The organism is Paraburkholderia sp. GAS33, assembly GCF_050436645.1.
Classification (GTDB): Bacteria; Pseudomonadota; Gammaproteobacteria; order Burkholderiales; family Burkholderiaceae; genus Paraburkholderia; species Paraburkholderia phenazinium_B.
On record NZ_JBNDMP010000012.1, the window covers coordinates 35,118 to 60,868 of the forward strand.

A 25,751-nucleotide genomic window follows, 5' to 3' on the forward strand; every position below is an offset into this window, starting at 1 on the left:
ACAATGCCCTATCAGAACTGGTGATTGATACCGATAGTCGCGCCGAACTGGCTACGGGACGACGCAGCAGATTGCTCGGCAATGGCCGCCGTTGCGGTAACAACCTTGCCGTTATCGATCGTCTGGCCGTTAGCCCGCTGGAACGCCTCCAGCACATAGATGCGAGTTCTCTTGGAAAGGTTATAGAGCTCGGTCAGGTTGATCTGCTGATAACTCGCCGCATCCTGGACACCGTTGGCCTGGGTAGCACGCGTGTAGCTATAGCCAACGGCCAGATCCCACGACACCACCGGCCGGTAATGGAGAACCGCGCCGCCCGTGTTGAAGATCGCGGTCGTCGAGAAGCCTGAGTTCGGACCCGCGATATATTGCACATTCGAATAGGATGCCGAAACATCCCATTGCGGATTGAACTGATAGCCGCCGGTCACAGCGAAGCGTTGCTGCGCTGCCGCGTTCTGATAACCATTCGTGATGCTCGATTCACCCTGTTCGCCCGTGCCGGAATAGGCGGTCGAACTCGAGCTCCAGGCGCCGCCGCCACTCGTTGCATTGTCAAAGCGCGCAAAGCCGACGCCTATGCCCGCGCCGCCAGCCACGTATTGCGCACCGACGCTCCACGATGCGCCCGAATTGAAGGCGCCCGCTACTCCGCCCAACGCGTACATGCCGCTTATCTTCAACCCGGCGAATGACGGCGACGTGTAGACGAGGGCATTGTTGACGCGATAATCGGTATCGAGCGCGTCGAGGTCGCCCGGATGGGCACCGAAGGCACCCGTCAGCCACGGCGTCGGACCGTATTGCGCGAGCATGTTGTAGTAAGGCGTGTACTGGCGCCCTGCCGTGAACGTACCGTAGGTATCGTTGGTCAGGCCCACCCAGGAAGCGCGGCTAAACATCAGGCCGGCCTTGCTCAATGCGCCGGTGTCGGCATTGAAACCCTCTTCGAGCTGAAAGATCGCCCTGGTGCCGCCGCCCAGGTCCTCAACGCCCTTGAAGCCGAAGCGCTCGCCACCCCACACCCCTTCAACCAGCTTGACCACCGATTGTCCACCCTTGGTCGCGCCAGTCGACGGAGCCTGGCTGCTCAGGTAACCCACCCCCGTGTCCACAATCCCGTACAGCGTGACGCTGCTTTGCGCAAACACCGTCCCTGTCGCAAGCATGGCCGTCATGCCAGCGAGTACAAACCCGGCTTCCTTGTAGCGTTTCATCTGATCATCCTTTGTTGTCGTTGGAGTTATGGCGGCATGTCATGCCGCACGAAATTGTCCGGCTGCCATCCCGGCACCCAGTTATCGCTCTCGTCGTCACGCATCTCCAGAAATGCCGTTCATGACGATAAGTTATCCTTATCACGTGCTTCGAACCCTGGTCTCCTGTCGGAAAGCGCGTTCGGATGTCGCAAGCTGGGGCCGATGAAGCTTTCTTTGCTTGTGAGCTTGTGTTCGTGCGGACGGGCGCTAGCGTTCAAAGCGTGGGTTGAAGTCGCACTGAGCCGGTGGCCGGGTCGTCGCTTCGAGCGACGTCCACGGCGCGACATTTGACTGACAACCGCACCAAATTGAACGCATTAATTCACTAAAATCCTGTTATTTGGGATATTTGGCCGATCTGCGCTCTGACAACTTTACTGTCCCAGAAACAATCCGTAAGCGAACATACCGAACCACAGGCAATGATGTCAAGCAACTTGAGATGAGCAGCAGATGTCGCCGCTTAGGGAGAAATGACGTAACTATTTGTTTTAATTTTAATATTTTATAAACGTAAGGAAAACCCGAATGTGGCGATTCCGCATACGCTTAACATCATAAAGAAAAACATCGACTCGTAATACAACTATATTCTTACATCGATCAGTGAGCCCACGTAGCCAGCAGCGCCGTTGTCCGGCCTTCTGCTGGCCCCGCGATCTCACTCCACCGCCGACCTTACCGGCTGATGCACGAGATCAGCGCCAACGCCTTCCTCCACAACCTGGCCGTAATCGAGCTTGATATAGCGATCCGCGAGTCCAAAGTAGCGATCGTCATGGGTGATCACCAGAACGGTTTTGCCTTTGGCCTTGAGATCCGGCAGCAGGCGGCGATAAAACACATCCTTGAAGGTCGGATCCTGATCTGCGGCCCACTCGTCGAACACATAGAACGGACGGTCCTCGAGATACGCAACCATTAGCGCGAGACGTTTGCGCTGCCCCTGCGACAGATTGATCGTCGACAGCTTGCCGTCGCGAATCGTCACCTTATGCTCCAGATGCAGCAGTTCGAGCAGCTCCTGTGCATGAGCGTCCAGCCCCTCCAGATGCAGGCCATGCAACTGGTCGAACAGGAAGAAGTCGTTGAAAACGACCGAAAAATGCTGACGGTAGATATCGCGCTCGGACTCGCCGACCGCCTGGCCATTCAGCAAGATTTCACCGCCTTCCGGCGCATAGAGGCCCACCAGCATCTTCGCAAGCGTCGTCTTGCCGCTGCCGTTGCCGCCAATCAGGTACACCAGCTCGCCCGGTTTGAACGCCAGGCTAACCGGCCCAAGCGTGAACACCTCGTTTTCTTTCTCGCGGAAATAGCGGTGCGTGACACCCTTCAGCGCGATGCTATCGAACACGTGAGCCGATTCTGCGGGCAGCACGTTCTCACGAGGAAGGTCGCGGTTCACCTTGTCGACACGTTCTAGCGCCACCTTCGCCGAACCCAGCGAGGGAATCGACGACAGCAGGCTCTCGATTGCCGTGCTCATGTAGAGGAAGATCACCACGTAGCCCGACAGCACATGTCCTTGCACCGGATAGATGCGTGTCAGCAGAAACAGCACGCAGCCGATGAAGGCGAGGAAAATCATGCTGCCCCAGCTCGCGGCAGCCGTGTACAGCACATAGCCGCGCGTGCGCTGCACGCGCACCGCCTCGACACTCGTAGCGAGCGAGTCGTCGACGAACGCTTGTCTGCGGCGGCGATGTAGTTTGAGTTCTTTTGCCCCATCGAAGAGCGACCGGAAGTCGCCCACCAGATCATCTTCCCGCTGACGCGAACTGCGCAGATGAAACATGGCACGTGTATTGGCCAGATGAAATCCCAGCGATCCGATCAGGATCGTAACCAGCGCAAACAGCAGGATTTGCCACGACAGATAGCCCAGATACGCGAGACAGCCCAGCACGATCGAAGTGTTCATCGCGAGTGTCGGCACGCTCAGGAAGAACACGACGATAGTGTCGAGATCCTGCGTCAGTACCGTCAACGCCTTTGCGCCGCCCTGGCGTTCGAGGTTCTGATAGGAAGCCTCAGTAACGCTGCGGATCGTCCTCATGCGTAGCGCCGCTTTGGTTGCCTGGCCGAGCCGCACGAAGAAGGTCTGCGACAGCGTTCGCGTGACGAGCACGGCGAGCGCCAGCAGCAGAAAGCGCCAGCCAAGCTCCGACAACTGGTCGGCCGAAGCGCCGAGCGCCTGATTGATGATCGCGATGAGCGCGGCATTGCTCAGACCGCCAACAATACTCGTTATCAGCGCGAGCAGCAGAATCCAGCGGGATTGCCGGACCAGGGTCAGTAGCAGGGACATGAAAACCTTGTTTTGAAGTAGTTGAAAACGTCCAGCGTATCGGTCAATGCGTTGCCAGTCAGATGCGAGGCCACCGTCATAGCTCCGCGAGAATGTCCTGCATTTCAGCCGCCATTGCATCATCGTCCTGCGCCACCCGGTTCGCGGACGCGAGCGTCTGCGCGAGGTGATACAGCGGCTGATTGTTCATCAGATCCGCCAATTGCGCTTCGATGCCTAACGTACGCCGGATTGCCGACTGCACCTGCATCGCCGCCAGCGAGTGGCCGCCGAGTTCGAAGAAGCGATCGCTACGGCGTACCTGCTGTACCTCGAGGACACTGGCCCAGATCGCGGCAAGCGCCTCTTCAAGCTGGCCTTGTGGCGGGTCGGCCGGTTCCGCGTCTGCCTGCATCAGCTCATGCGAACCGGGCATGGGCAGCGCGAGCCGGTCGATCTTGCCATTCGGGTTCAGCGGCAACGCGTCGAGCACGATCACCGCTGACGGCACCATGTAGTCCGGCAGCGTAGCAGCGAGGCCAGCGCGTAACGCGCGAACATCGAGTTGCGCGCCCGGCACCGCTGCGACATAGGCCAGCACGCGCGCGCCGCCCGCGCCTTCGCGCACCACCGCCACTGCCTCGCGCACTTCACGCTGACACAATAGCGCCGATTCGATCTCGCCGAGTTCGATACGGAAGCCGCGCACCTTCACCTGATGATCGATACGGCCCAGATAGTCGAGCGTGCCACGAGCGTTCCAGCGCACCACATCGCCAGTTCGATACAACCGGCCACCAGGGGACGCCGCATGAGGATCGGCGATGAAACGTTCCGCCGTCAAGCCTGGGCGTCCATGGTAGCCACGCGCCAGCAGCGTGCCGCCGATGCACAACTCGCCGGCCACGCCGACCGGCACGGGATTAAGCTGTACATCAAGGACCTGCAGCGAACGGCCGTCGAGCGGACCCCCAATCGAAATATGCGGCGGGATCTCAACGCCTGTGCGCAGATAGGGCGAGCAATCGAATGCGCTCGCCGTGACCGTAGCCTCACTCGGCCCATAGGTGTTCGCGAGCTCAACGTGTGCGAGGCCCGACGTGCGCCAGGCGAGCACGCCGTCAGCCGGCATCGCCTCGCCCCCGGCATGCACCCTGCGCAGGCTCGCACAAGCGACACGCGCACGCGGATTACCGGTGAAGTCCTGGGCCAGTGCGTTCCAGTAGGCAGTGGTGAGATCGGCAACCGTGATGCATTGTTGTTCGACCTCATCGAGAAAGCGCTCGCCGCTCCATAGCTGCGGTCCACGCAGGACCAATGCAGCGCCTGCGCTCAGCGTCGCAAACACCTGTTCGACAAAGCCATCGAAATTGAACGTAGAGAACTGCAGGACGCGGTCGCTCGAAGTGACACCGAACAGATCGATCGATACCTGGGTATGCTGAGCAAGCGCACCATGCGTAATCCCGACGCCTTTCGGGCGGCCGGTCGAGCCTGAGGTATAGATCACGTAGGCAAGGTTGTCGCGTGAGACGGTGCACGCAGGAGCGCGATCCATCTCCTCATCCTCAAGACCAGCGCCCGCCAGCGCCGACGCCTGCTGCACGTCGATGCTGGCTACGCCAAGCTCTGCGGGAGCGTCAGTGGACGCCCCGCCAGTCAGTGCCAGCTTGATCCCGCTATCCTCGATCATGAACGCGAGCCGCTCGGCCGGGTAGGACGGATCGAGCGGCACATAAGCGCCGCTCGCCTTCAGCACGGCAAGCACCGCGATGATCATCTCGAACGAGCGCTCAATCGCAATGCCGACACGCGATTCCGCCCCGACGCCGGCCGCGCGCAGACGATGCGCGAGACGGTTGGCTCGGCGTTCGAGCGTCGCATAGTCGAGCGATTCGCCGTCGAGCATAAGCGCCTGCCCGGCGCCCCGCATGGCTGCCTGACGGCTGATGCGTTCGTGCACCAGCGGCGCCTGCTCAAGCCCGCTGCCCGCTCCCCATTGCCGCAATTGCGCGAATTCGGCATCAGGCAACATTGCCAGCGCACCGAGCGGAGCCGCCGGATTCGCAACGAACGCGTCGATTAGCGCTACCAGGTGCGACGCCAGATGTTCGACGTGCGACGCATCGAAAGCGCTACAAGTGTAGGCGAATTCGATCCGCAAAGTCTCGCCGTCCCGTTGCGCGCCGCTATGTTGTGCGTGTCGTCCATGGGTAACCGACAGTGTCAGCGGATAACTCGTGCGATCCTCGCTACGCAGCCCGGAGAACTGCAACTCACGCGGTGTCGCCGCTTCAAGGATCTCGTCGACCGGATAGTTCTCGAACACGACGATGCTGTCGAACAACGCTTGCCCGCCTTCCAGTTTCGCCCAGCGCTGGATGTCGTACAGCGCGACGTGCTCGTGTTCGCGCGCCGCTACGCCGTGCTGCTGAATCTGTTCGAGCCATGCACCGACGCTCACCGAAGGTTGCGGCGCGGCGATCACTGGGATCGTATTGATGAACAGACCTAGGGTGCGGTGCGCACTGGCCAACGCTTCGGGGCGGCCGGCGACGGTCGCCCCGAAGCTTACCGTGCGCTGCCCCGTGTAACGCTGAAGCAACAGAAGCCAGGCCGCCTGCACCAAAGTGTTCAGCGTTACGTGCTGTGCTTTCGCGAAAGCGCTTAGCTGCGCGGTGCGCTCGGCATCCCAGATCCGCAACGTTGAAGCATGTGACTCCGCGCGTATGGTGCTGGTCGACTCGGGTGAATCGGCCCGGCTGGACGCTGCGGCCGCAGCGTCCACGGCCTCTGGCTTCGGCAACGCGCTAGCCAGCAACGTCGAACCGTCTAGGCGGCCGGTCTGCGCTCGCCACCACGCCTCACTTGCATCCTGATCGCGGGACTGCAGCCAGGCGATGAACTCGCGATAACGTCCGGGCGGCCCAACCTGCTTGCGGCCTTCATACTCACCCAGAACTTCCGCGAGCAATTGCGCGGCACTCCAGCCATCGAGCAGCGCGTGATGAAAGGTCCAGACGAAGTGATAACGCGATGCGGCCGTACGGATCAGCGTCACGCGCCACAACGGTGGACGGCCCAGATCGAAACCGCTCTCGACCTGCGCGACCGCATAGGCATCCAGCCGCGTTGCAAGCTCCGGCTCTTGCGCATCGCGCCAGTCTTCGATGAAGAACGGTAGCTCGATGTGGCGCGCCACCCACTGGCGAGGCGCATCCTCAAACGAAAGAAAGCCAGTGCGCAGAATGTCATGGCGCGCAGCAGCCGATTCCCACGCTCCCTGAAAGCGCACGCAGTCAAGTCGTTCGATGTCGACACGCAACTGGTTCACATACGCGCCGGACTGCTGCCCCAGCAGACTGTGAAACACAATGCCCGTCTGCATGGGCGCCAGCGGATACAGGTCCGCGATTTCGCCGGCGGGCACCGGTAAGTTGTCAAGCTGCGCCTGATCGAGCATGGCGATCGGAACGTCCGATGGCGTCAAGCCGCACGCACCGCTTTCACAATGCGCGAGCACCGCCAGCAGTTCACGACGAATATCTTCCGCGAGCGTGTCGAGCGTGCTCGCATCGTAACGGTCACCACGTGCGTGCAGTAGCGTCAACGACAACTCGCCACCGTGCACCTGGCCTGTGATTTCGAGCGCGTGCGTACTGCCACTGCGTTCGTCGTGCGTATGGCCGGTGCCTTCGCTCGCCAGTTGCCAGTCACCGTCGCCAGCGAGCGTGCCGTCGAACTGGCCGAGGTAGTTGAACAGCACCTCTGCATGACCGACTTCCGATAGCGCCGCACGTTGTTCTGGAGTTCCCAGATATTTAAGCATACCGAAGCTCATTCCGCCGTGCGGTACTTCACGCCGCGCTTCCTTCACGCGCTTTAACGCAGCGCCGATCTCGCCACTAGGCTCGAGCCGGAATGGATAGACCGCCGTGAACCAGCCCGTGGTGCGGCTCAGGTCTGCCGCGCCGAAATGCGTCTCGCGGCCATGTCCTTCGAGATCGATACGCAACACGTCCCGTTTGGCGAAGCGACACAAGGCACGACCGCTTGCCAGTAGCAACAGATCGGCGAGCTGGGTTCGATAGGCCACTGACGCATCGCGCAGCAGGCGGCCCGTCGTGGCAGCGTCGAAGCCCACGGTGGAGCTGACTGGAGCAAAGGATTGTGGCCCGACGCCGCCACTATCGCTTATCGAACCCGCGGGCAGCGCGGCCGGAACATCGTCCAGCGCCTGCCACCAGGCGCTGTATCGTTCAATCTCCGGCTGACGTGCAGCGTGCTGCAACTGGCGGGCGAACGCCTGATACGAGGTGGTACGCGCAGGCAACGACACTGCCTCGCCCGCAACCAGTTGCGTGTAAGCGCGCCGCAGATCATCGAGCAGGATGCGCCACGACACGGTATCGATGACGAGGTGATGGATCGCGATGAACAGACGCCAACTGCCGTCCTCGATACGCATGGCAATTGCTCGCAACAGCGGCCCGCGTGTCAGATCAAGCGTGCGCTGTGCGGCGTCGCAGAGTGTCTCGATGGCGGATGTACGCACGCTGCTCTCAACCTGCAGCATGGGCGCTGACTCCACGGGCGCGTATTGCTGACGCCAGCTAAAGCCGTCCGATTGCGCCGGCTCGCACGGCACGAAGCGCAGACGCAACGAATCATGATGTGCGACGACAGCGTGCAATGCCTGTTCGAGACGATCGGTGTCGACGGCCTCATCGAGGCGCAGCAACACCGCCTGGTTCCAATGATGACGTTCCGGCAGCGGCTCCGCAAAAAAACGCGCCTGGATCGGTAGCAACGGAGCCGGTGCTTGCGGATCTATTGTGGTGGATGCATTGCGGTCGTCCGGCAGCGCTTCGTCTGGAGCGACTGCGCAGGCCGCGAGTTGCGCAATCGTCTGCTGTTCGAAGATCTGCCGGGCGGTCAAAAGAAGTCCGGCCTGACGCGCACGCGCAACGATCTGCAGTCCCATGATCGAATCGCCGCCCAGCTCGAAGAAATTCTCATGACGCCCGATCCGCTCACGCCGCAGAAACTGTGCCCAGATATCCGCCAGGCGCTCTTCGACAGTGCCCTGCGGAGCGTCGTCGTTCGCCGGCACACATGCTTGCGTGGGGGTAGGCAATGCGTGCCGGTCCACCTTGCCGTTCGCGTTGAGCGGCAACGCGTCGAGCACCATCACGACGCTGGGCACCATGTAGTCGGGCAGCGTCGCGGCCAGTCCCGCGCGCAGCGTGGCCGTATCCAGCGAGTAGCCCGGTAGCCCGCTCACATAGCCCACCAGCCGCGTGCCGCCCGGCCCCTCCTGCGCGTCCACCACGGCGTCGCGCACACCAGGCTGGGCGCGCAATTGCGCTTCCACTTCCCCCAACTCGATACGAAAACCGCGCACCTTGACCTGATGATCGATGCGTCCGATGTACTCCAGCTCGCCGTCGCTGCGCCAGCGCACCAGATCGCCGGTCCTGTAGAGCCGCGCGCCCGGCTCGGCGGAAAACGGATCGGGCACGAAGCGTTCGGCCGTCAGTCCCGGCCGGCCCAGATAGCCGCGCGCTATACCGGTGCCACCCAGATATAACTCGCCTGGCAGACCTGACGGTACCCGGTTCATCTGCGCGTCGAGAACCCAGGCGCTGCGCTCGCCGACTGGCCGGCCAATCGGTGCGTACGCGCTGTCGAACCGGGCGTCGGCGTCAGGCTGCCAGAGCGTCGGTGTCACCACGGTTTCCGATGGCCCGTAGGCGTTGTAAATCCGCTGCGGATTCAGGTGCGTGCGCACTGCCTCGAAGCCCGCTCTCGACCATGCTTCGCCGCCCGCGATGCAGGCCCGCAGGCTCACCGCGCCGGTCTCCGTGACCCGGGCAAACGCGTCGAGATACGCAGGCGGCAGATAGAGCACTGAGACGTTCTTCGAGCGAATCTCGTTGACGAGCCGCTGCGCCGACCACACCTCGTCGTCGCGTAGCACGATTGCCGCGCCGTTCATCAAGGGCACGAGGAACTGCTCTGCGGCAGCGTCGAAACTGACCGAAGCGAAATGCAGAAGGCGGTCCGCGGCACTCATGCCGTAGCATTTCCCGATGGCATGGCAATGCGCCGCAAGTGCTCCGTGTGCAACCGCGACGCCCTTCGGCCGCCCGGTCGAGCCGGATGTGTAGACGACGTACGCGAGATTGTCGGCATGCGGCGTGAGCAGCGGATTCCCCGCAGGTTCGTTCGAGACATCGAGGGTATCGAGATCGAGCATCCGTCCCGCGCCGGATACAGGCAGGTGCGCGACGGACGCCCGATGCGTCTGCACGAGCAGCAGCTCGATACCGCTATGGTCGATCATGTAGGCGAGGCGCTCTGCCGGATACGCCAGATCGAGCGGCACATAGACGCCGCGCGCTTTCAGGATCGCGAGCTGCGCAACCAGCATCTCAGGCGAACGTGCTATTGCAAAGCCGACCCGAACCTCCGGTCCAACACCCTCGTGGATCAGACGTGCGGCGAGCCGGTTGGCGCGCTCGTTCAATTCGCTGTAGCTGAGTTGCACGTCGCCACACAGCAAGGCCACTGCATCGGGCTGCGCCTCTACATGCATTTCGAATGACCGGTGCACTAGCGGCATGCCAGCGGCCACGTCAACCCGGAGCGCCAGGAATTGCGATGGCTGGCACTCCGCGGGATCTGATAACTCAATGTCTATGAGCGCCTGGGCGGGATCCTCTGCCAACCCGCTCAGCACCTTCACATAGTGACGGCCGAAACGTTCGATCGTCTCTTTATTGAACAGATCTCTCGCATAAATCAGTTGTGCCGATAGATTTCCGTCGGAGGCCTCGACGATATTGAGCGTTAGTTCGAAAGCCGCAGCGCCGTCGGTCAGTTCGTACCATTCGACAGTCAGCCCAGGCAGCGCGTCGAGCACCCGGTAGTCACTGTGCAGATGACTGAACATCACCTGAAACAGCGGGTTATGGCTCAGACTGCGCTCCGGCTGCAGCGCATCCACCAGTACATCGAACGGTAAATCCTGGTGCGCCTGTGCGCCAACCGTCGCCTGCCGGGTACGCTCGAGCAGTTCACCTAGCGTGTCGCGGCCGGCGATCTCGGCGCGCAGCACCTGCGTATTGACGAAGAAGCCGATCAGCGGCTCCGTTTCGACGCGGTTGCGGTTCGCGACCGGAACGCCTACACGGATGTCGCGCTCGCCTGTGTAGCGGTGCAGCAGCGCCTGGAACGCGGCTAGCAACACCATGAACGGTGTCGTCGAACTGCGCTGCGCGCGCTCGCGGACGGCCTGCGCCAGTTCGGGCGGCAGCGTCACGCCATGGCGGCCTGCCGTGTACGACGCGTGCGCCTGGCGCGGTGCGTCCGTCGGTAATGCCAGCACGGGATGCGTCGGGCCCAGCGTATCGCGCCAGTAAGCGAGCTGCTTTTCCTGCTCGCCTGCTTCGAGCCACTCGCGTTGCCAAGCCGCGTAGTCTGCGTATTGCACGGGCAACGCGTGTGCGGTCAACGGTTCGCTCAGTACTGCTGCGCGGTAATGCGCCACCAGTTCTTCCAGCAGAACCTGTATCGACCAGCCGTCCGAGACGATGTGATGCAGCGACAGAACCAGCAGGCTGCGGCCTGCTTCGCCTTCGCTGCGGTACAGGGCGGCACGCAACAATGGACCTGCTGCCAGATCGAACGGCTCGCTCGCCAGTGCGTGCGCTGCCGTATCGATCTGTGTGGCCGGCAAAGCAACTTCGCGCCAGTCGAGCTGAGCATGCGCATCTATCTGTTGTTCGACCCGGCCTGCTTCGTCTGCTACGAAGCGTGTGCGCAGCACTTCATGACGCGCCACGATTGCCTCAAAACTCGCGCGCAACGCAACCGCATCGACCTCGCCGGCCAGCCACAGCCCACCTGCCACGTGATACGCACTGCTCTCAGGATCAAGCTGCCACAAGAACCATTGCCGCTGCTGCGCGTATGAAACCGGCAGTTTTTGTTCGGACACCCGCGCCCGCGCAAGAATCGGTAACTGCGCTGGCGTTACGCCCTGCTCGTTCATCCTCTGCCAGAACAGACGACGCTTGTCCGGCGACAACTCGATGAAGCGCTCGGCAATGCGTCGCGCGGTGTCTTTTTCCATGAATCTGCTCAAAGGGTGTCGATAAAGAGATCGAGACCACGCAGCGCCTCGTCATTGTTCTCACCTTGACGCGTACGATCGATAGCCGCCGCCTGCTCATGCAGCGTCGCCGCTTCGAACAACGTGGCGAGCGGCAGGTTCGCGTTCAGTTCGAGCGCGATCCGCGCGTTCAAACGCACCGCGAACAGCGAATGGCCGCCCAGCGTGAAGAAATCATCGTGACGTCCGACGCGTGCAGCGCCTAACAATGTCGACCAGATTGCCGCGAGTTGCGCCTCGACGCCCTCACGCGGCGCCTCCCAGGTCAGCTCGTTCGCGGCCTCCGAAGAAGGCTGCGGCAAAGCGCGCCGGTCCACCTTGCCGTTCGCATTCAGCGGCATCGCCGCGAGCGGTATGATCCGCCAGGGCACCATATAGTCAGGCAGGCGCTGCGCGAGTTGTGTACGCAACGCGGCGGCGTCAAACGACTCGCCCACGGCGTACGCAATCAGTCGGCTATCGTGCGCAACAACCACGGCTTCGCGAACACCGGTCTGTGCAGTCAACGCCGCCTCGATCTCGCCCAACTCGATGCGAAAGCCACGGATCTTTACCTGGTGATCGAGCCGCCCCAGATAGTCGAGCGCGCCATCGGCACGCCAGCGTACCAGGTCTCCGGTACGGTAGAGGCGCGCGCCGGGCGTACCGCCAAGCGGGTCCGGCACGAAGCGTTCCGCCGTCAGCCCCGGCCGGCCCAGATAACCACGCGCCAGTCCGGCGCCGCCAAGGTATAACTCACCGGGCACGCCCTGCGGCACAGGCTGCATCCGCGCATCCAGCACCCAGGTTTGCGTAGCCGCAATTGGCCGGCCGATCGGCACCGGACGCCCGGCTTCTGCGATGCAAGTCCACGCGGTGACATCGATCGCTGCTTCGGTTGGCCCATACAGGTTGTGCAAAACCACCTGTGGCATTGTTTCGGAGACCTTTGCTTGCAGATCGGCCGGGAGCGCTTCGCCGCTGCATACGATTCTCGCAAGCGTCTCGCCGCAGCGTGATGCCTCTCCGCTCGCGATGAACGCCTGCAGCATCGACGGTACGAAATGCAGTGTGCTCACCCGGTAATCGCGGATGGCTGCCGCCAGCCGTTGAGGATCGCGATGCGCGTCCGGCGCCGCGATAGCGAGTCGTGCCCCCACCATCAGCGGCCAGAAGAATTCCCAAACGGAGACGTCGAAGCTGAACGGTGTCTTTTGCAGCACCGTTTCACCACGTTTCAGGCCGTAGGTCTGCTGCATCCAGACCAGACGGTTCCATAACGCGTCGTGACGGTTGCCCACACCCTTCGGACGGCCGGTCGAACCCGACGTATAGATCACGTAGGCGAGATTCGCGCCGTGCAACGGGATGTCGTTGAGATCGGATGTTGCGTACGCAGCGGCGTCGATCGATTCCAGTTCGACGCGGCGCACGCCGTCTACCTCTGGCAACTTTATGCCACCGTGGGTCAGCAGCAGGTGAATGCCGCTATCGTCGATCATGTACGCGAGGCGCTCGGCCGGGCACGAAGGATCGAGCGGCACGTAGGCCGCGCCAGCCTTCATGATGGCGTAGAGCGCGACGACCATCTCCAGCGAGCGATGCGCTGCCACACCGACACGCGATTCGACGCCAACGCGCTGCGCACGCAGCCAGCGCGCAAGCTGGTTAGCTTGCGCGTTCAGTTCGCCATAACTCAGGACCTGCTCGCCAAAGAGCAAAGCGGCCGCGTCCGGATGTACGGTGGCATGATGTTCGAAGGCACGGAACACCGGCTCGTAGCCCACGTAACGAGTCGAATTGCGGCTCCAGTCTGCGAGGATGGAACGTTCCGTGTCGTCGGCCAGCACGATCGCGTCGACCGTTTCGTTTAGCCCGTCGGTGTGTCGCGAGAACGCTTCGAGCAGCCGCTGGTAATGGCGAGTCAGACGCTGCACAGTCGACTCGTGGAACAACTCCTGCGCGTAGGTGAATTCGAGCGTCAGCGTGCCGTCTTCCTCTTCGCGCGTATCGAGCATCAACTCGAACTGCGCCATCGTGCCCGGAAGCCGGTAAGGCTCGATGGTTAGATCAGGCAGTTGCTGCAGCACACGCCAGTCGCGTCGCTGATGATTGAACATCACCTGGAACAACGGGCTGTGGCTCAGACTGCGCTCGGGGCGCAGCGCGTCCACCAGGACATCGAACGGGAGTTCCTGATGGGCTTGCGCGCCTTCGGCTGCGTTGCGCACCTGGGTCAGCAGAGTCCCTAATGTGGTCGCTCCGTCGATCTGGCTGCGCAGCACCTGCGTGTTCGCGAAGAAACCGATCAGCGGCTCCGTTTCGACGCGGTTGCGGTTCGCGACCGGAACGCCTATGCGGATGTCGCGCTCGCCTGTGTAGCGGTGCAGCAGCGCCTGGAACGCGGCTAGCAACACCATGAACGGTGTCGTCGAACTGCGCTGCGCGCATTCGCGGACCGCCTGCGCCAGTTCGGGCGGCAGCGTCACGCCATGGCGGCCTGCCGTGTACGACGCGTGCGCCTGGCGCGGTGCGTCCGTCGGTAATGCCAGCACGGGATGCGTCGTGCCCAGCGTATCGCGCCAGTAAGCGAGCTGCTTTTCCTGCTCGCCTGCTTCGAGCCACTCGCGTTGCCATGCCGCGTAGTCCGCGTATTGCACGGGCAACGCGTGTACGGTCAACGGTTCGCTCAGTACTGCTGCGCGATAATGCGCCACCAGTTCTTCCAGCAGCACCTGTATCGACCAACCGTCCGAGACGATGTGATGCAGCGTCAGCACTAGCAGGCTGCGGCCCGCTTCGCCTTCGCTACGGTACAGGGCAGCACGCAACAATGGACCTGCTGCCAGATCGAACGGCTCGCTCGCCAGTGCGCGCGCTGCCGTATCGATCTGTGCGGCCGGCAAAGTAGCTTCGCGCCAGTCGAGTTGAGCGTGCGCATCTATCTGTTGTTCAACCCTGCCTGCTTCGTCTGCTACGAAGCGCGTACGCAGCACTTCATGACGCGTCACGATCGCTTCAAGACTCTTGCGCAACGCAACCGCGCTGAGTTCGCCCCCCAGCCACAGCCCACCTGCCACGTGATACGCACTGCTCTCAGGATCAAGCTGCCATAAGAACCACTGTCGCCGCTGCGCAAAGGACGCTTCCGTGCGCGCCCTCACTGTATCGGGCAGACGCTTGATCGAAGGCGGTCGATAAGCATCCTGCTTAGCCGCTCCACCCTTCGACTCCGTGTGAAGCGCAAGTTCGGCCAGAGTCCGCCGCTCGAACAACTGCTTCGGCGTGAGCCACAATCCAGCCTTACGCGCTTTCGCAACGACCTTGAGGCCAAGAATCGAATCGCCGCCGACTTCGAAGAAATTCTGTCCCCGGCCGATCCGGCCCGGTTCGATACCGAGCGCTTCCGCCCAGATCTGCGCGAGTGTGAGTTCGGTTGCCGTGCGAGGTGCATCGACGTTAGTGGTATCAAGGCCCACGGTCAGCTCAGACTGCACTTGCCGATGTTCGTCGAGCACCGCCTGCAGCGCGGCGCGGTCGAGCTTGCCGTTGGCGTTCAGCGGCAGCGCATCGCGCACGATGGTATCTGCCGGCATCATGTAGTCGGGCAGCGCGCGGGCAGCGTCGACCATCACGGCATCGAGTGCGCGGCTCGTCACGACAAACGCCGCCAGGCGTTTTCCCGACGACGCGTCGTATGTCAGCACCGCGGCATCTTGCACGCCATCCACGCGAAGGATCTCTCGCTCGACCTCGCGCGGTTCGACGCGATAGCCGCGAATCTTCACCTGATCGTCCACTCGACCGAGGTATTCGAGCAGGCCGTCGGCGCCGCGACGTCCTCGATCGCCGGAGCGATAGAGGCGAGCACCGGGCACAAGCGGATCGGGCACGAAGCGTTCAGCCGTGAGGCCAGCGCGGCCATAATAGCCGCGCGCGACACCCGGCCCACCGAGGTACAACTCACCCTCAGCGCCTCGCGCCACTGGCTCCATCCGATCATCGAGCAGGTAGATGTGGGCGTTGGGCAGCGGCGCACCCAAGGGCAAATCGCGGCCTGATTGCGACGCTTTCGGGAGAGCGTGCATCGCGATGCCAATCGTCGTTTCCGTTGGCCCGTAGTGATTGAAGATTCGGCAGGTCGGCTGGAGCGCACTGAGACGTTCGAGCAACGCGGCGGGCGTCGCCTCGCCGCCGACAATCAGCGCTTGTGTCGGCAGAACATCGCGAGGACGCGCTGCGGACAGCAATGCGGCCAGGTGGCTCGGCACGATCTTCAGTACACCGATCCGGTGCTCGGCCATATAGTGCGCGAATCCATCGGGGTTGAATGCGAGGTCCTGTGCAAGCAGATGCAGCGTGCGTCCTGAGCACAGCGCGCCAAATAGCACCGTATGGCCGAGATCGGCGGCAGGGGTAGACACCATCGCAAACGACGCGTCCGCGTCGACCTGCAATGTCGTGAGCATCCCGTTCACGTAGTTTGCGAGACCACCATGGGTGACGACGACGCCCTTCGGTTCACCCGTCGAACCTGAGGTGTAGATCATGTACGCCGCTCGGTCTGCGTGTGGCGCGCGGCGTGAACGTGATGCCGGTTCGGTCGAAGCGATTCGGTACGCTGACGAAGCCGTTAGGTCGTGTTGCAGCGCGAGCGTTGAGATGCTCGACGCGATACTAGTCAGGGCCGCCGGCAAGGCGCCGGCATGGAGCAACGCAACTGCGCCGCTGTCCGCGATCTGCGTGGCGATCCGTGCGGGCGGCATCTGCGGATCGAATGGCACCCAGGTTGCACCGGCCTTCAACGCCGCCAGCATGCCAAGCACCTGTTCGATCGAGCGGCTGGCCAGCACGCCAACGCGCGCTTCATCGCCTACACCGAGAACGTCAAGTTGGGCCGCGAGCGCTTCTGCTGCGGCGTCCAGTGCACCGAATGTCACACTGCGCTTGCCGTCGTAAAGAGCGATGCGTTCGGGGTGACGTGCGACGCTGGCATCCCACAGCGCCAGCACGTCTTGCGTAGTGTACGCGTCCTGTGGATTGGTGATGTTCTGAACGTTGCTTGCGCGTCGCCCGGTAGTCGCGCCGCAATGCATCAGCTCCGTAACTGAGCTCGCTACATGTCGCTCCAAAGGCGTATCGGGCGCCCCGCCGAGTCGCTCCGCCAACTCAGTAAACAAGCCCGCAAAGCGTTCAGCAAACGCGGTGTCGAACACCGTATCGTCATACGCGAGCAAGCAGTCAATCGCTTCACCGGTGCGGGTGAAATCAAGTGCAAGGTCGAAATGAGGTGCGTCATTCAACAACACATGAAGCCGCGCGTCGAGTGGCGCGAACGCGGCTTCGGCGAATGGCTGCTGTTCGGTCAGCTTGACCTGGAACAGCGCGGCCCCGCTTGCGCGGTTCGGCAGCAGCGCGCTGACGAGCCGATCGAATGGCACATCCTGATGTTCCTGCGCAGCCAGCACGGTTTCGCGTACGGCATCGACGAGCGCGCCGAAATCGCGATGCGCGTTCATGCGCGTGCGCATTACCTGCAGATTGACGAAGTAGCCAATCATCGACTGCGCTTCGGGATGCTTGCGCAGTGACATCGGCGCGCCAACGCGAATGTCGTCCCGGCCGCTCAGACGTTGCAGGGTGACATTCAGGACTGCGAGCATCGTCATGAAGAGCGACGCGTGCCGGGTTGCGGCAACGCCTTTTAGCGTCGCTGCGGTGCGGGCAGGAAGCGAGAAGGTCAAACTGCGTTGACGCCCGGCAAGGCTCGTAACATCTGCGACTGAAATCGCAGCACTTGAAGCCGGTCGTGCAAAGAGTTGCGCTGCGGCAGCGGGATCCCCGTCCGCAGCGAGTTGAGTACGCCAGTACTCGAGCTGGCGCGCAAGCGCAGCGGAATCGAGCGTGGCACGCTCCCACGCGACATAATCCACGTGCTGTAGTTGAGGCTCGATGCTCGACACCGCTGAAACCGGCCCGGCCCGTTGTGCACGATAGGCGTCCGCCAGCGACGTCAGCAACACGTTCACCGACCCGCCATCTGCGATGATGTGGTGGAGTGCAAGCAACAGGCGATGCTCGCGTCCACCGATGCTGACCAGGTGAGCGCGCAATAGCGGCCCGTGTTCGAGATCGAAGGGCTGTCGGGCCACCTGCTCGACCAGTGCATCGAGCGTAGCCTCACGTTGTGCGGCAGGCCAGCCGGTTTCAAGCCGCGTCACGGGTAACAGCACGCGCATGTCGCCCTCGATGACCTGCACGGGCTCACCGTCGTCGCCAAGCGTGAAATGGGCGCGCAGGATTTCATGGCGTCGTACCACGTCGTCAAACGCACGCTGCAGGGCGCCCAGATCCAGTTCACCTGTTAAATGCAACTCGCCGCTCATGTTGTAAGCGGCACTCGCGGGGTCATGGTGCCACGTCAACCAGAGGCCTCGTTGGGCATCGGAGGCGCGCGTCTGCGTCCGCTGGTCGTCAGAGAGACGCGCTACCACCAACTCCGGCGACACCGCTCCTTGCGCGCTCCTCTGCTCGATTAGTGCAGCAGCGTCCCTGAAAACGGGCGCACCAAAGACATCGCGCGGCGTGTAATCGATCGCCCAGCGCGCCCGCGCAGAAGCAGCCAGTTGCACCGCCGCGAGCGAGCTGCCGCCGAGTGCAAAGAAGCTGTCTTCGCGAGCAGGGCGCTCCTGCGACAAGCTCAATGCATCACGCCACAGCGCGGCAAGCTCCTGTTCAAATCCGGCCAGCGGCGCTAACAATGCAGACTCGGCCACAGTAGCGCCACCATCACGCAAGGCATTCGCTTCAACCCGACGTCCCTGCTCAAAATAAGCATAGGCGTCGAGCGAACGCTGCTGCCAACCGCGCACACAGGCCGCTCGCTGTACCTTACCGCTCGACGTCTTCGGCAACCCACCTGGATTCAGCAACACAACGACACCCGCCGGTTCACCGCAAGCAAGTGCGACTGCTTCGCTCAGCGCAGCCGAAATCGCCTCCGCCGGCGCGAGCTTCTGCATGTTGCGCGAGACTTCCGCAGCGATGCCAATGCCTTCCTGACCATCGATCTCAACTGCAAACGCCGCGACGCGACCACGACGCACCAGTTCGACCTCGCGCTCGATCGCGAGCTCAAGATCGTGTGGATACACATTGCGACCACGCACGATCAGCAGATCCTTGATCCGCCCGGCGACGTAGAGTTCGCCCTCGTGCAGAAAGCCCAGGTCGCCAGTGTGCAGCCAACGTGCGCCGTCGCGCTCGACGAACGTACGAGCGCTGTCCTCGGGCCGACGCCAATAGCCAGCCGCCACGCTCGGACCTCGCACGAGAATCTCGCCAATCTGCCCCGCACCCAGCTCAAGGCCACTCTCGCTATCGACGATCGCCAACGCGTGGCCGCTCACAGGCTTGCCGCATGAAACGATGGGTATGCCATCGCCATCCTCGTCACCTTCGCCTTCGGCACGACCGGCTGCGAATCCAGTCGCAGAAAATGACGGCGCACGAGCACCACTCCCCGGCGCGATGCCGCTGACATAGAGGGTAGCCTCAGCCAGTCCATAACACGGAAACAACGCATGCGGATCGAACCCGACACCAGCGAAGCGTTCAGCAAAAACCCCCAGAGTGGCCTTTCGAACCGGCTCCGAGCCAGAGAATGCGAGCCGCCACGAGGACAGATCTAAAGCAGCACGCTGCTCTTCGCTGACGCGATCGGCGCACAACCGGTACGCGAAGTCAGGACCACCCGAGATCGTGCCGCGATGACGCGCGATTGCTTCGAGCCATCTCACCGGCCGCTCGAGAAAATACTGCGGCGACATCAGCACCAGTGGAATCCCGCTAAACACAGGCTGCGACAGCGTTCCAATCAGACCCATGTCGTGATACAGCGGCAGCCAACTCACAAAGACGTCGTTCTCGCGAACACCAAGGCCTTCTCGGATGGCCAGTTCATTGGCCCACAAACTGCCATGTGTAACCATCACACCCTTGGGTGCCGATGTCGAACCTGAGGTGTACTGCAGAAATGCAACGTCGGACGACACGGCGCGATGCGGCTCGAAGGAACTCGATGCGTCGCTGCCCAGATCGAGCGTGTCCACCATTATGATTTCAGCGCGTGGTGCGATCTTCTCAAACGCATCGCGAAGTTTGCCGGCAAGCGCAGCAGTCGTCAGGATGAAGCTAGCTCCCGCATCTGCGGCGATCGACTCGAGGCGCGAGAGATGTTGTCCGCGCAACGACTCGGGCGGATAAGCCGGCACTGCGATAACGCCTGCGTAGAGGCAGCCGAAAAACGCTGCTACGTAATCGACACCGCTATCCATCAACAGAAGCGCACGCGGTGACATATGGGCTGCTTCCGCATCCGCCTCGCCATCCACCCCGTGCAAGACTGCGCCAATTGCCCGTGCGCGCCGGTCCAGCCCCGCATAGTCATAGCGCTTCTCACCGCTGGCATCCAGCGTCACCAGCGCGGTGCCGGTCGCGCGCGATACGCTCAATGCGCGCAAGCGTTCGATCATGTTCTCAGTCATTTCACCATCTCGTGTGGCAGGCCGCGCCCGTTGCGGCGATTCGGGCAATGCGTCACCCACTCGCTCAATCTTCGCCGCGTTCACGACGCTCACGGCGTTCGCGTTCGTGCTCGGTCTCAGTCGGGCGCCGATGTTCGGCGCCATGCCGCATCGACAAGCGCGTGGGCTGCAGCCTTCTCGCGTTGACGCTTGAGAAATGGACAACGATCGTCGGCGGGCAGGTTGGTGTCGTCGAGGAAGTACTGCTTCCATTCCAGATTGCCTGGGTCGCCGTAAAAGCCGAGGTCGGGGTGTGCGGGAATCGTGTCCCAAGTTTCGATGCGTTTGCGCACCTGATTGCGCGCCTCACGCCCGATCACCTTGTTGGTAATGGTGTCGACGAACACGCTGCGTGGCTGAAACAGCAGCACCATGCCGGGTCCAAGATTGCGACTATGTCTCTGCCGGAACGACGGGCACGCGCAAACCACGAAGGTCTCCACGCCGGCAAACGAAAACTCCCAGTCTTCGTGCGACGGGTCCGGCTGGGCATCGGCATGCGGATGGGGGTCAACGTCGTGCAGGTGCTGCAGAATGCTCCAGAACAAGTCGTGATACGCCGCGTGCGTAAGCGGCTCGCGATCGGGTTCGAAGAACACTGCAATGTTGTTCTTGCGATATTGCGGCAGCGAGACGAGCTCGGCGAACGTTTGCATCGTTGCGGGCAAATCGCGAATGTCCTTGCCGTTCACATACGAATAGAACATTTCGCCGCGTTTCTCGGCCATCGTGCCGAAGAAGCACGGATACGCTGGGTCCATCACATGCCCGCACATCGTGCCATACGACGCATCCAGCCATGCGGGCGGATTCGCTGCCGCGCCAGTCGCGCGTCCTGCGATGATCCGGCTTTTCCAGTCGCCGGGATCGAATCCTTCGCTGGGCAGCGCGTCTTCGTGTGGGTTTGGCGCAGGCGGTTCGGCGAACTGCACGGCATCCATCACGGTTCCCTCGTTTGAGCGCATCTTCAATGTCCTTTGTCGTCACACATCTGCATCGCGCAGTGGCGAGCGGGCCGGCACACGCCCTCGCGGACGTGCGTCAACTGCGATATCGGTTTGCGGGGGAACCGGCGCCCTTGTCCCAGGCTTTCCGGTGTTCACGGCGCTCGGCAACGATACGGCCACAAAAGAACCGCAAGTGCCCGCGCGCGATGCTCAGGCCTCGGCCTTCGCGTCCAGTTCGGCGACCAGCGCTTGCACCCAATCGTCGGGGATGATCGGCTGGTGATAGGTGCACTCGCCGGAGACGACGGTCGAGCCATGCAGGCGTCCATCGGGGATCAGCACCATGTCGCCCTCGTTCATCTTGAGCTGCATGCCGACGTTGCCCCAGAAAAGCATTTCGCCATCCTGAATGGTCACGAGACGATGGTCGTTGTGAACGTGCGTGGTCGAACACATCTCATGCGGCTCGACGAAGGTCTCACGGTCGATGCCAGGGCATTCCGCATCGATACGCGTGCTGATGCGATGCGCGAAATCGACGTAACGGCGAATCGACGAAAGCCACAGCAGTTGTTCGCCAAGATCCCAACGGGCCCGCTCGGCGAGACGCTCGGCAGCCGCGACGCCTTGCACAGCCTGCGTGAAGGCAGCGGCGCCGAACTGGCGCTCGATGCCCTGCAACGCCTGTGTGAAGCACGCCACCAGTTCGGTCTTGCGCTCAGCTGCGTCGCTGCGACGGCGTCCGGCAGGCTGCAGATGCGCACAAGCGCGCTCGAGTGCGAGACCGAAAGCGAGCCACTCGGCTTGCGCCGCGAAGGCGGCGCCGACGAGTGCGAACGCGCGATCCGGCCGGCGTCCCAGCGCGTACAGCAGATTGCACTTCGCCATGCTGGTGGGCAGGTAGAACTGCCAGTACGCATGTTGCTGGCGCGTGACGGCACACGCACCGGCTACACGTTGCAACAAAGCGTCGTCAGGAGGATCGCCTTCGAGCGTCGGACGAAACTCGGCAGGGAGCATATCGAACAGGCCGCTTGCGGCAGCCTTCGCCAACGCGCGGCGCTTCGACGGCGCCAGCGCCCAGCGCTGGACCATGATGAAGCGCAGCCCTTCCTCGAGATAATCGTTGCGCATCAGGCGCTCGACGGACGCGCTCCAGAATGCGGTTTCGTCGTCGACAATCCGCGCAAGGCGTCCCGCCGCCGCGGCGGCATCCATTTCGATGCCCTGGTCCTGAGCGAGGTATTCGAATGCATACGACTCGAGGAACGGCGCGAGTTGTGCGCCACGCACCTGGACATCGTCACGATAGAACTCGCTGAAATGTTGCCACTCCGCTGCCTCGGCGCTGCGCGGCAGGCGCGCGATGCCCAGTTCATAGATCGACAGCAGCGTACGGTTTGCAGCCAGCGACGGCAGACGGCTCACGTTATGTTGACGGACCGGCTTGGCGAACTTGAGGAACTCGAAGTCTTCGGGGCGCAACGGACGCCGGTGGTAGTCGTCATCGAGTAGCAACTCATCGACGGTGGCGCTGCGAAACGATTGGGCGGCGGCGAACTGCTTGATCAGCTCTACGTACTGTTCGCTTTTGCCGGCGAACGGCGCAAAGTCGAATAGCAACGGCGTAGCTTGCGTCATGGCGATATTTCCTGTGAGTGACTCGGGAGTGCGCTGCACGAGAGCGTCGGCATAGCATGCACAGCACACCTCACGAATGGCTGGCGGATAACAAATGCGGCAAACGCGACAAACCCGGCAGACACACCGCCGGCTCGACATGCTAAATACAAATACGAATGATTATCATTTATACAAAATTAGACATGATGCCCAGTCTTGTCAAGTTCTTTCAGGTCAAGCTGGCTCCGAGGCGGCACGTTTCCACAAGTGCTACGAACGCGCGGCGCTGTGCGTGAGGTCCAGAGACCAGCACGCGGCCGCGCCGTAAAGCGGAGCCGCGCATTTCATGCAGCCGCATGCGCGAAGGAATTCCCGCGCATGCCTCGATTTGCCACGTTAGAAATCCGTGCGCACCGTCAACATCAGGTTGCGCCGGTCCCCGAACTGGCTAAAGTACGTTCCGGGCGGACGCACGTAGTACTCGCGATTGAACATGTTGTTCAGCGTCAGCGAGGTATCCACGTGCTTGTTGATGCGATAGCCCACCTGCGCATTGAAGATCGCATAGCCGCCCTGCTCTACACCACGGGTAATCTCGCTTTGAGCCAGCATCCCGCCGCCCACCGTCACGCCATTCAGGAGTCCTTGCGAGAGGCGGTAGCTCGTCCACAGCTTGAACAGATGTTTCGGGTCCGTGCCGTCCGAGTAATTGGCCGTCTGGTTCGTAAAGCTTTCGTTCAGCAGGGTGTAGCCCGCATACACATTCCAGTTCGGCAGCGGCTCCCCGGTGACTTCGAACTCGAAGCCCTGGTCACGCGCCGCGCCGCCGGCGATCGAACCCGTCGGATTGTCGGGGTCCGTGATCGCGACGTTGTTGGTGTTGATGCGGAACAGAGCGGCCGTCGCACCAAGGCGTCCGTTCAGGAACGTGCCTTTCAGGCCGGTTTCGTACTGGTCACCTGTTGCTGGAGGCAACGCCGCACCCGTATAAGTGGTCGCCGTCTGCGGCTCGAAAATCTTCGAATAGCTGACGTATGCGCTCAACCACGGAACGATGTCATAGACGAGCGCCGCCGACGGCAGGAACTTGCCATTCATCCGCGCTTCCGTGCTCCAGTCGGATACGCTCGGCAAGATGGTCTGCGACTCTTCATTGAAGAACGTTTCGCGCGCACCGAGCACGAGTGTCAGCGGCTTGGCGAGATGAATCCTGGCCTGTGCGTAGACCCCGTATTCCTCGGTCCGGATGTTGGAACCATACGTGAACGGCACGTTGACGCTCGGCACCGAGTCCGCATCGAAGACGTTGTAATCGCCGTCAGCGAATGGCCCCGTGAGGGAGACAAAGCCGGACTTCGTAGTCTCGTTCTGCAGCGAGTAGTTTGCCCCGACGGTCAGCGTATGAGTCTGGCCGAACAGATTGATCGGGCCCGACACATGGGTATCGGCGCCGAACCAGTCGTAGGTAATGCGCTGCCGCTGATCGCCGTAGGCCGAGAGGCCGTCGTCGGTGACGCCCGGGCCGGAATAGGCGTAATTTGTCGACTGCAGTTCATGGCGATAGAAGACCGTGGTCGACGACTGCCAGTCGTTCTCGAAGCGGTGCGTCAGGTTGAGATTGGTTTCCGCCAGCGACGTATAGCTGTAATTCCAGCTCGGGCTGAAGTTTTGCGAGTACGAACTCGGCAGCCGCGTGCCGGAGGCCGTTTCGCCGATACCATAGTCGAAGCCCGACACCGGATTGACCTCATAGGCCGCCGACAACGACAGCGTCGTGCGCGGATTGAAGTCGTAGTCGAGCGCGCCGTACACCATGAACTTTTTTTCGCGCACGCCGTCGACCGATTGCAGTCCATCGCTGCCCACAATCACCGCGCGGCCACGCAACGAGCCGTCCTTGTTGAGCGGCCCGGTCACGTCGACCATCTGGCGCACAGCGCCGAACGAGTCGATCTGCGTCTCGGTTTCCAGATGGAACGTGTTCTGCGGACGTTTGCGCACGAGGTTGACCGTACCGCCGGCATCGGTCGGATCGGCTGCACCCGTCATCACACCTTCCGGACCGCGGAACACTTCGATGCGGTCGTACATGGCCAGATCGAACTGGGTCTGATACTGCAACCCGCTGACAACCGACACGCCGTCGAACTCGACACCAAGGTAATTGCCGCGCGACCTGTAATAGGCCGTGCCATCGCCGTAATTCAACGCTTCGACGCCCGTAACATAGAGCAGCGCGTCCTGAATCTGCGTCATGTTCTGGTCGTCCATGCGCTGACGCGTTACCACCGAGACCGAAGCCGGAATTTCCTGAAGCGGTTGTGCTACACCGCCCGCGACCGTCGCGTTGCGGGCCCGGTAGGAGCCGCTGTCCTCGGTGGTGGCATCGCTGTCGCTCGTCACCGTAACGGCCGGCAGCACACTGCTGTCGCCTGTCGTGCTTGCTGGCGTCGATTGCGCCCGGGCGTGCCCGGCCCACATCGCAATCAGCGAAATCGCCACCGGCGTCAGCCGGGACTGGAACAAGCGAGCTTTGGCTCGCCGCTTACTACGGCTATGGTCCATGGTTGTTTTCATCGTGGCTGGCAAATTCTCGGCGTGAAGACACACACCCGTCTGGTCCTTTGAAAAGGACAACTAACGAGGCATGTCAGGATGATGTATTCGTAGCGAAAGTGAATCGCGGCTTTGCACTTTCCCCAGCACCGCGAACAGCAATAGACCACTCTCGCGCAGCGGATGCCTCACGCGGACGCGCTATGCGCCAGACATCTCGTTATCGCGAATAAGATGTTAATCGATAACGATTCTCATTTGCAAATACATTTTGAGTTTTGTCTGTCGTTTGTGACCTGTGGTCCGTATAGAGGGCGAAAGTCCGGCGCGAAGCAC

7 protein-coding genes are annotated in these 25,751 nt (G+C 62.1%); all 7 read right to left on the reverse strand.

What is annotated here, in order from left to right; translation table 11 throughout:
* Positions 1–11: 11 nt before the first annotated feature.
* Positions 12–1,217 (reverse strand): porin, encoded by a 1,206-nt coding sequence (locus P3T24_RS29790; RefSeq protein ID WP_429410683.1) that lies wholly within the window; start codon positions 1,215–1,217, stop codon positions 12–14.
* Between the two features lie 703 nt (positions 1,218–1,920).
* On the reverse strand, positions 1,921–3,570 hold the full coding sequence (locus P3T24_RS29795) for a cyclic peptide export ABC transporter (protein WP_429440236.1): 1,650 nt from the start codon (positions 3,568–3,570) through the stop codon (positions 1,921–1,923).
* A gap of 76 nt (positions 3,571–3,646) precedes the next feature.
* Positions 3,647–11,686: an amino acid adenylation domain-containing protein gene (locus tag P3T24_RS29800; RefSeq protein WP_429440237.1), complete on the reverse strand. Its 8,040-nt coding sequence runs from the start codon at positions 11,684–11,686 to the stop codon at positions 3,647–3,649.
* 8 nt (positions 11,687–11,694) lie between these two features.
* Positions 11,695–20,250 (reverse strand): amino acid adenylation domain-containing protein, encoded by an 8,556-nt coding sequence (locus tag P3T24_RS29805; RefSeq protein ID WP_429440239.1) that lies wholly within the window; start codon positions 20,248–20,250, stop codon positions 11,695–11,697.
* A gap of 116 nt (positions 20,251–20,366) precedes the next feature.
* Positions 20,367–21,230: a YqcI/YcgG family protein gene (locus tag P3T24_RS29810; protein WP_429440403.1), complete on the reverse strand. Its 864-nt coding sequence runs from the start codon at positions 21,228–21,230 to the stop codon at positions 20,367–20,369.
* Positions 21,231–21,446: 216 nt separating this feature from the next.
* A complete protein-coding gene (locus tag P3T24_RS29815) occupies positions 21,447–22,877 on the reverse strand; it encodes a peptide synthetase (protein WP_429440241.1) in 1,431 nt (476 codons plus the stop codon).
* Between the two features lie 378 nt (positions 22,878–23,255).
* Positions 23,256–25,424: a TonB-dependent siderophore receptor gene (locus P3T24_RS29820; RefSeq protein WP_429440243.1), complete on the reverse strand. Its 2,169-nt coding sequence runs from the start codon at positions 25,422–25,424 to the stop codon at positions 23,256–23,258.
* Between the last annotated feature and the right edge of the window lie 327 nt (positions 25,425–25,751).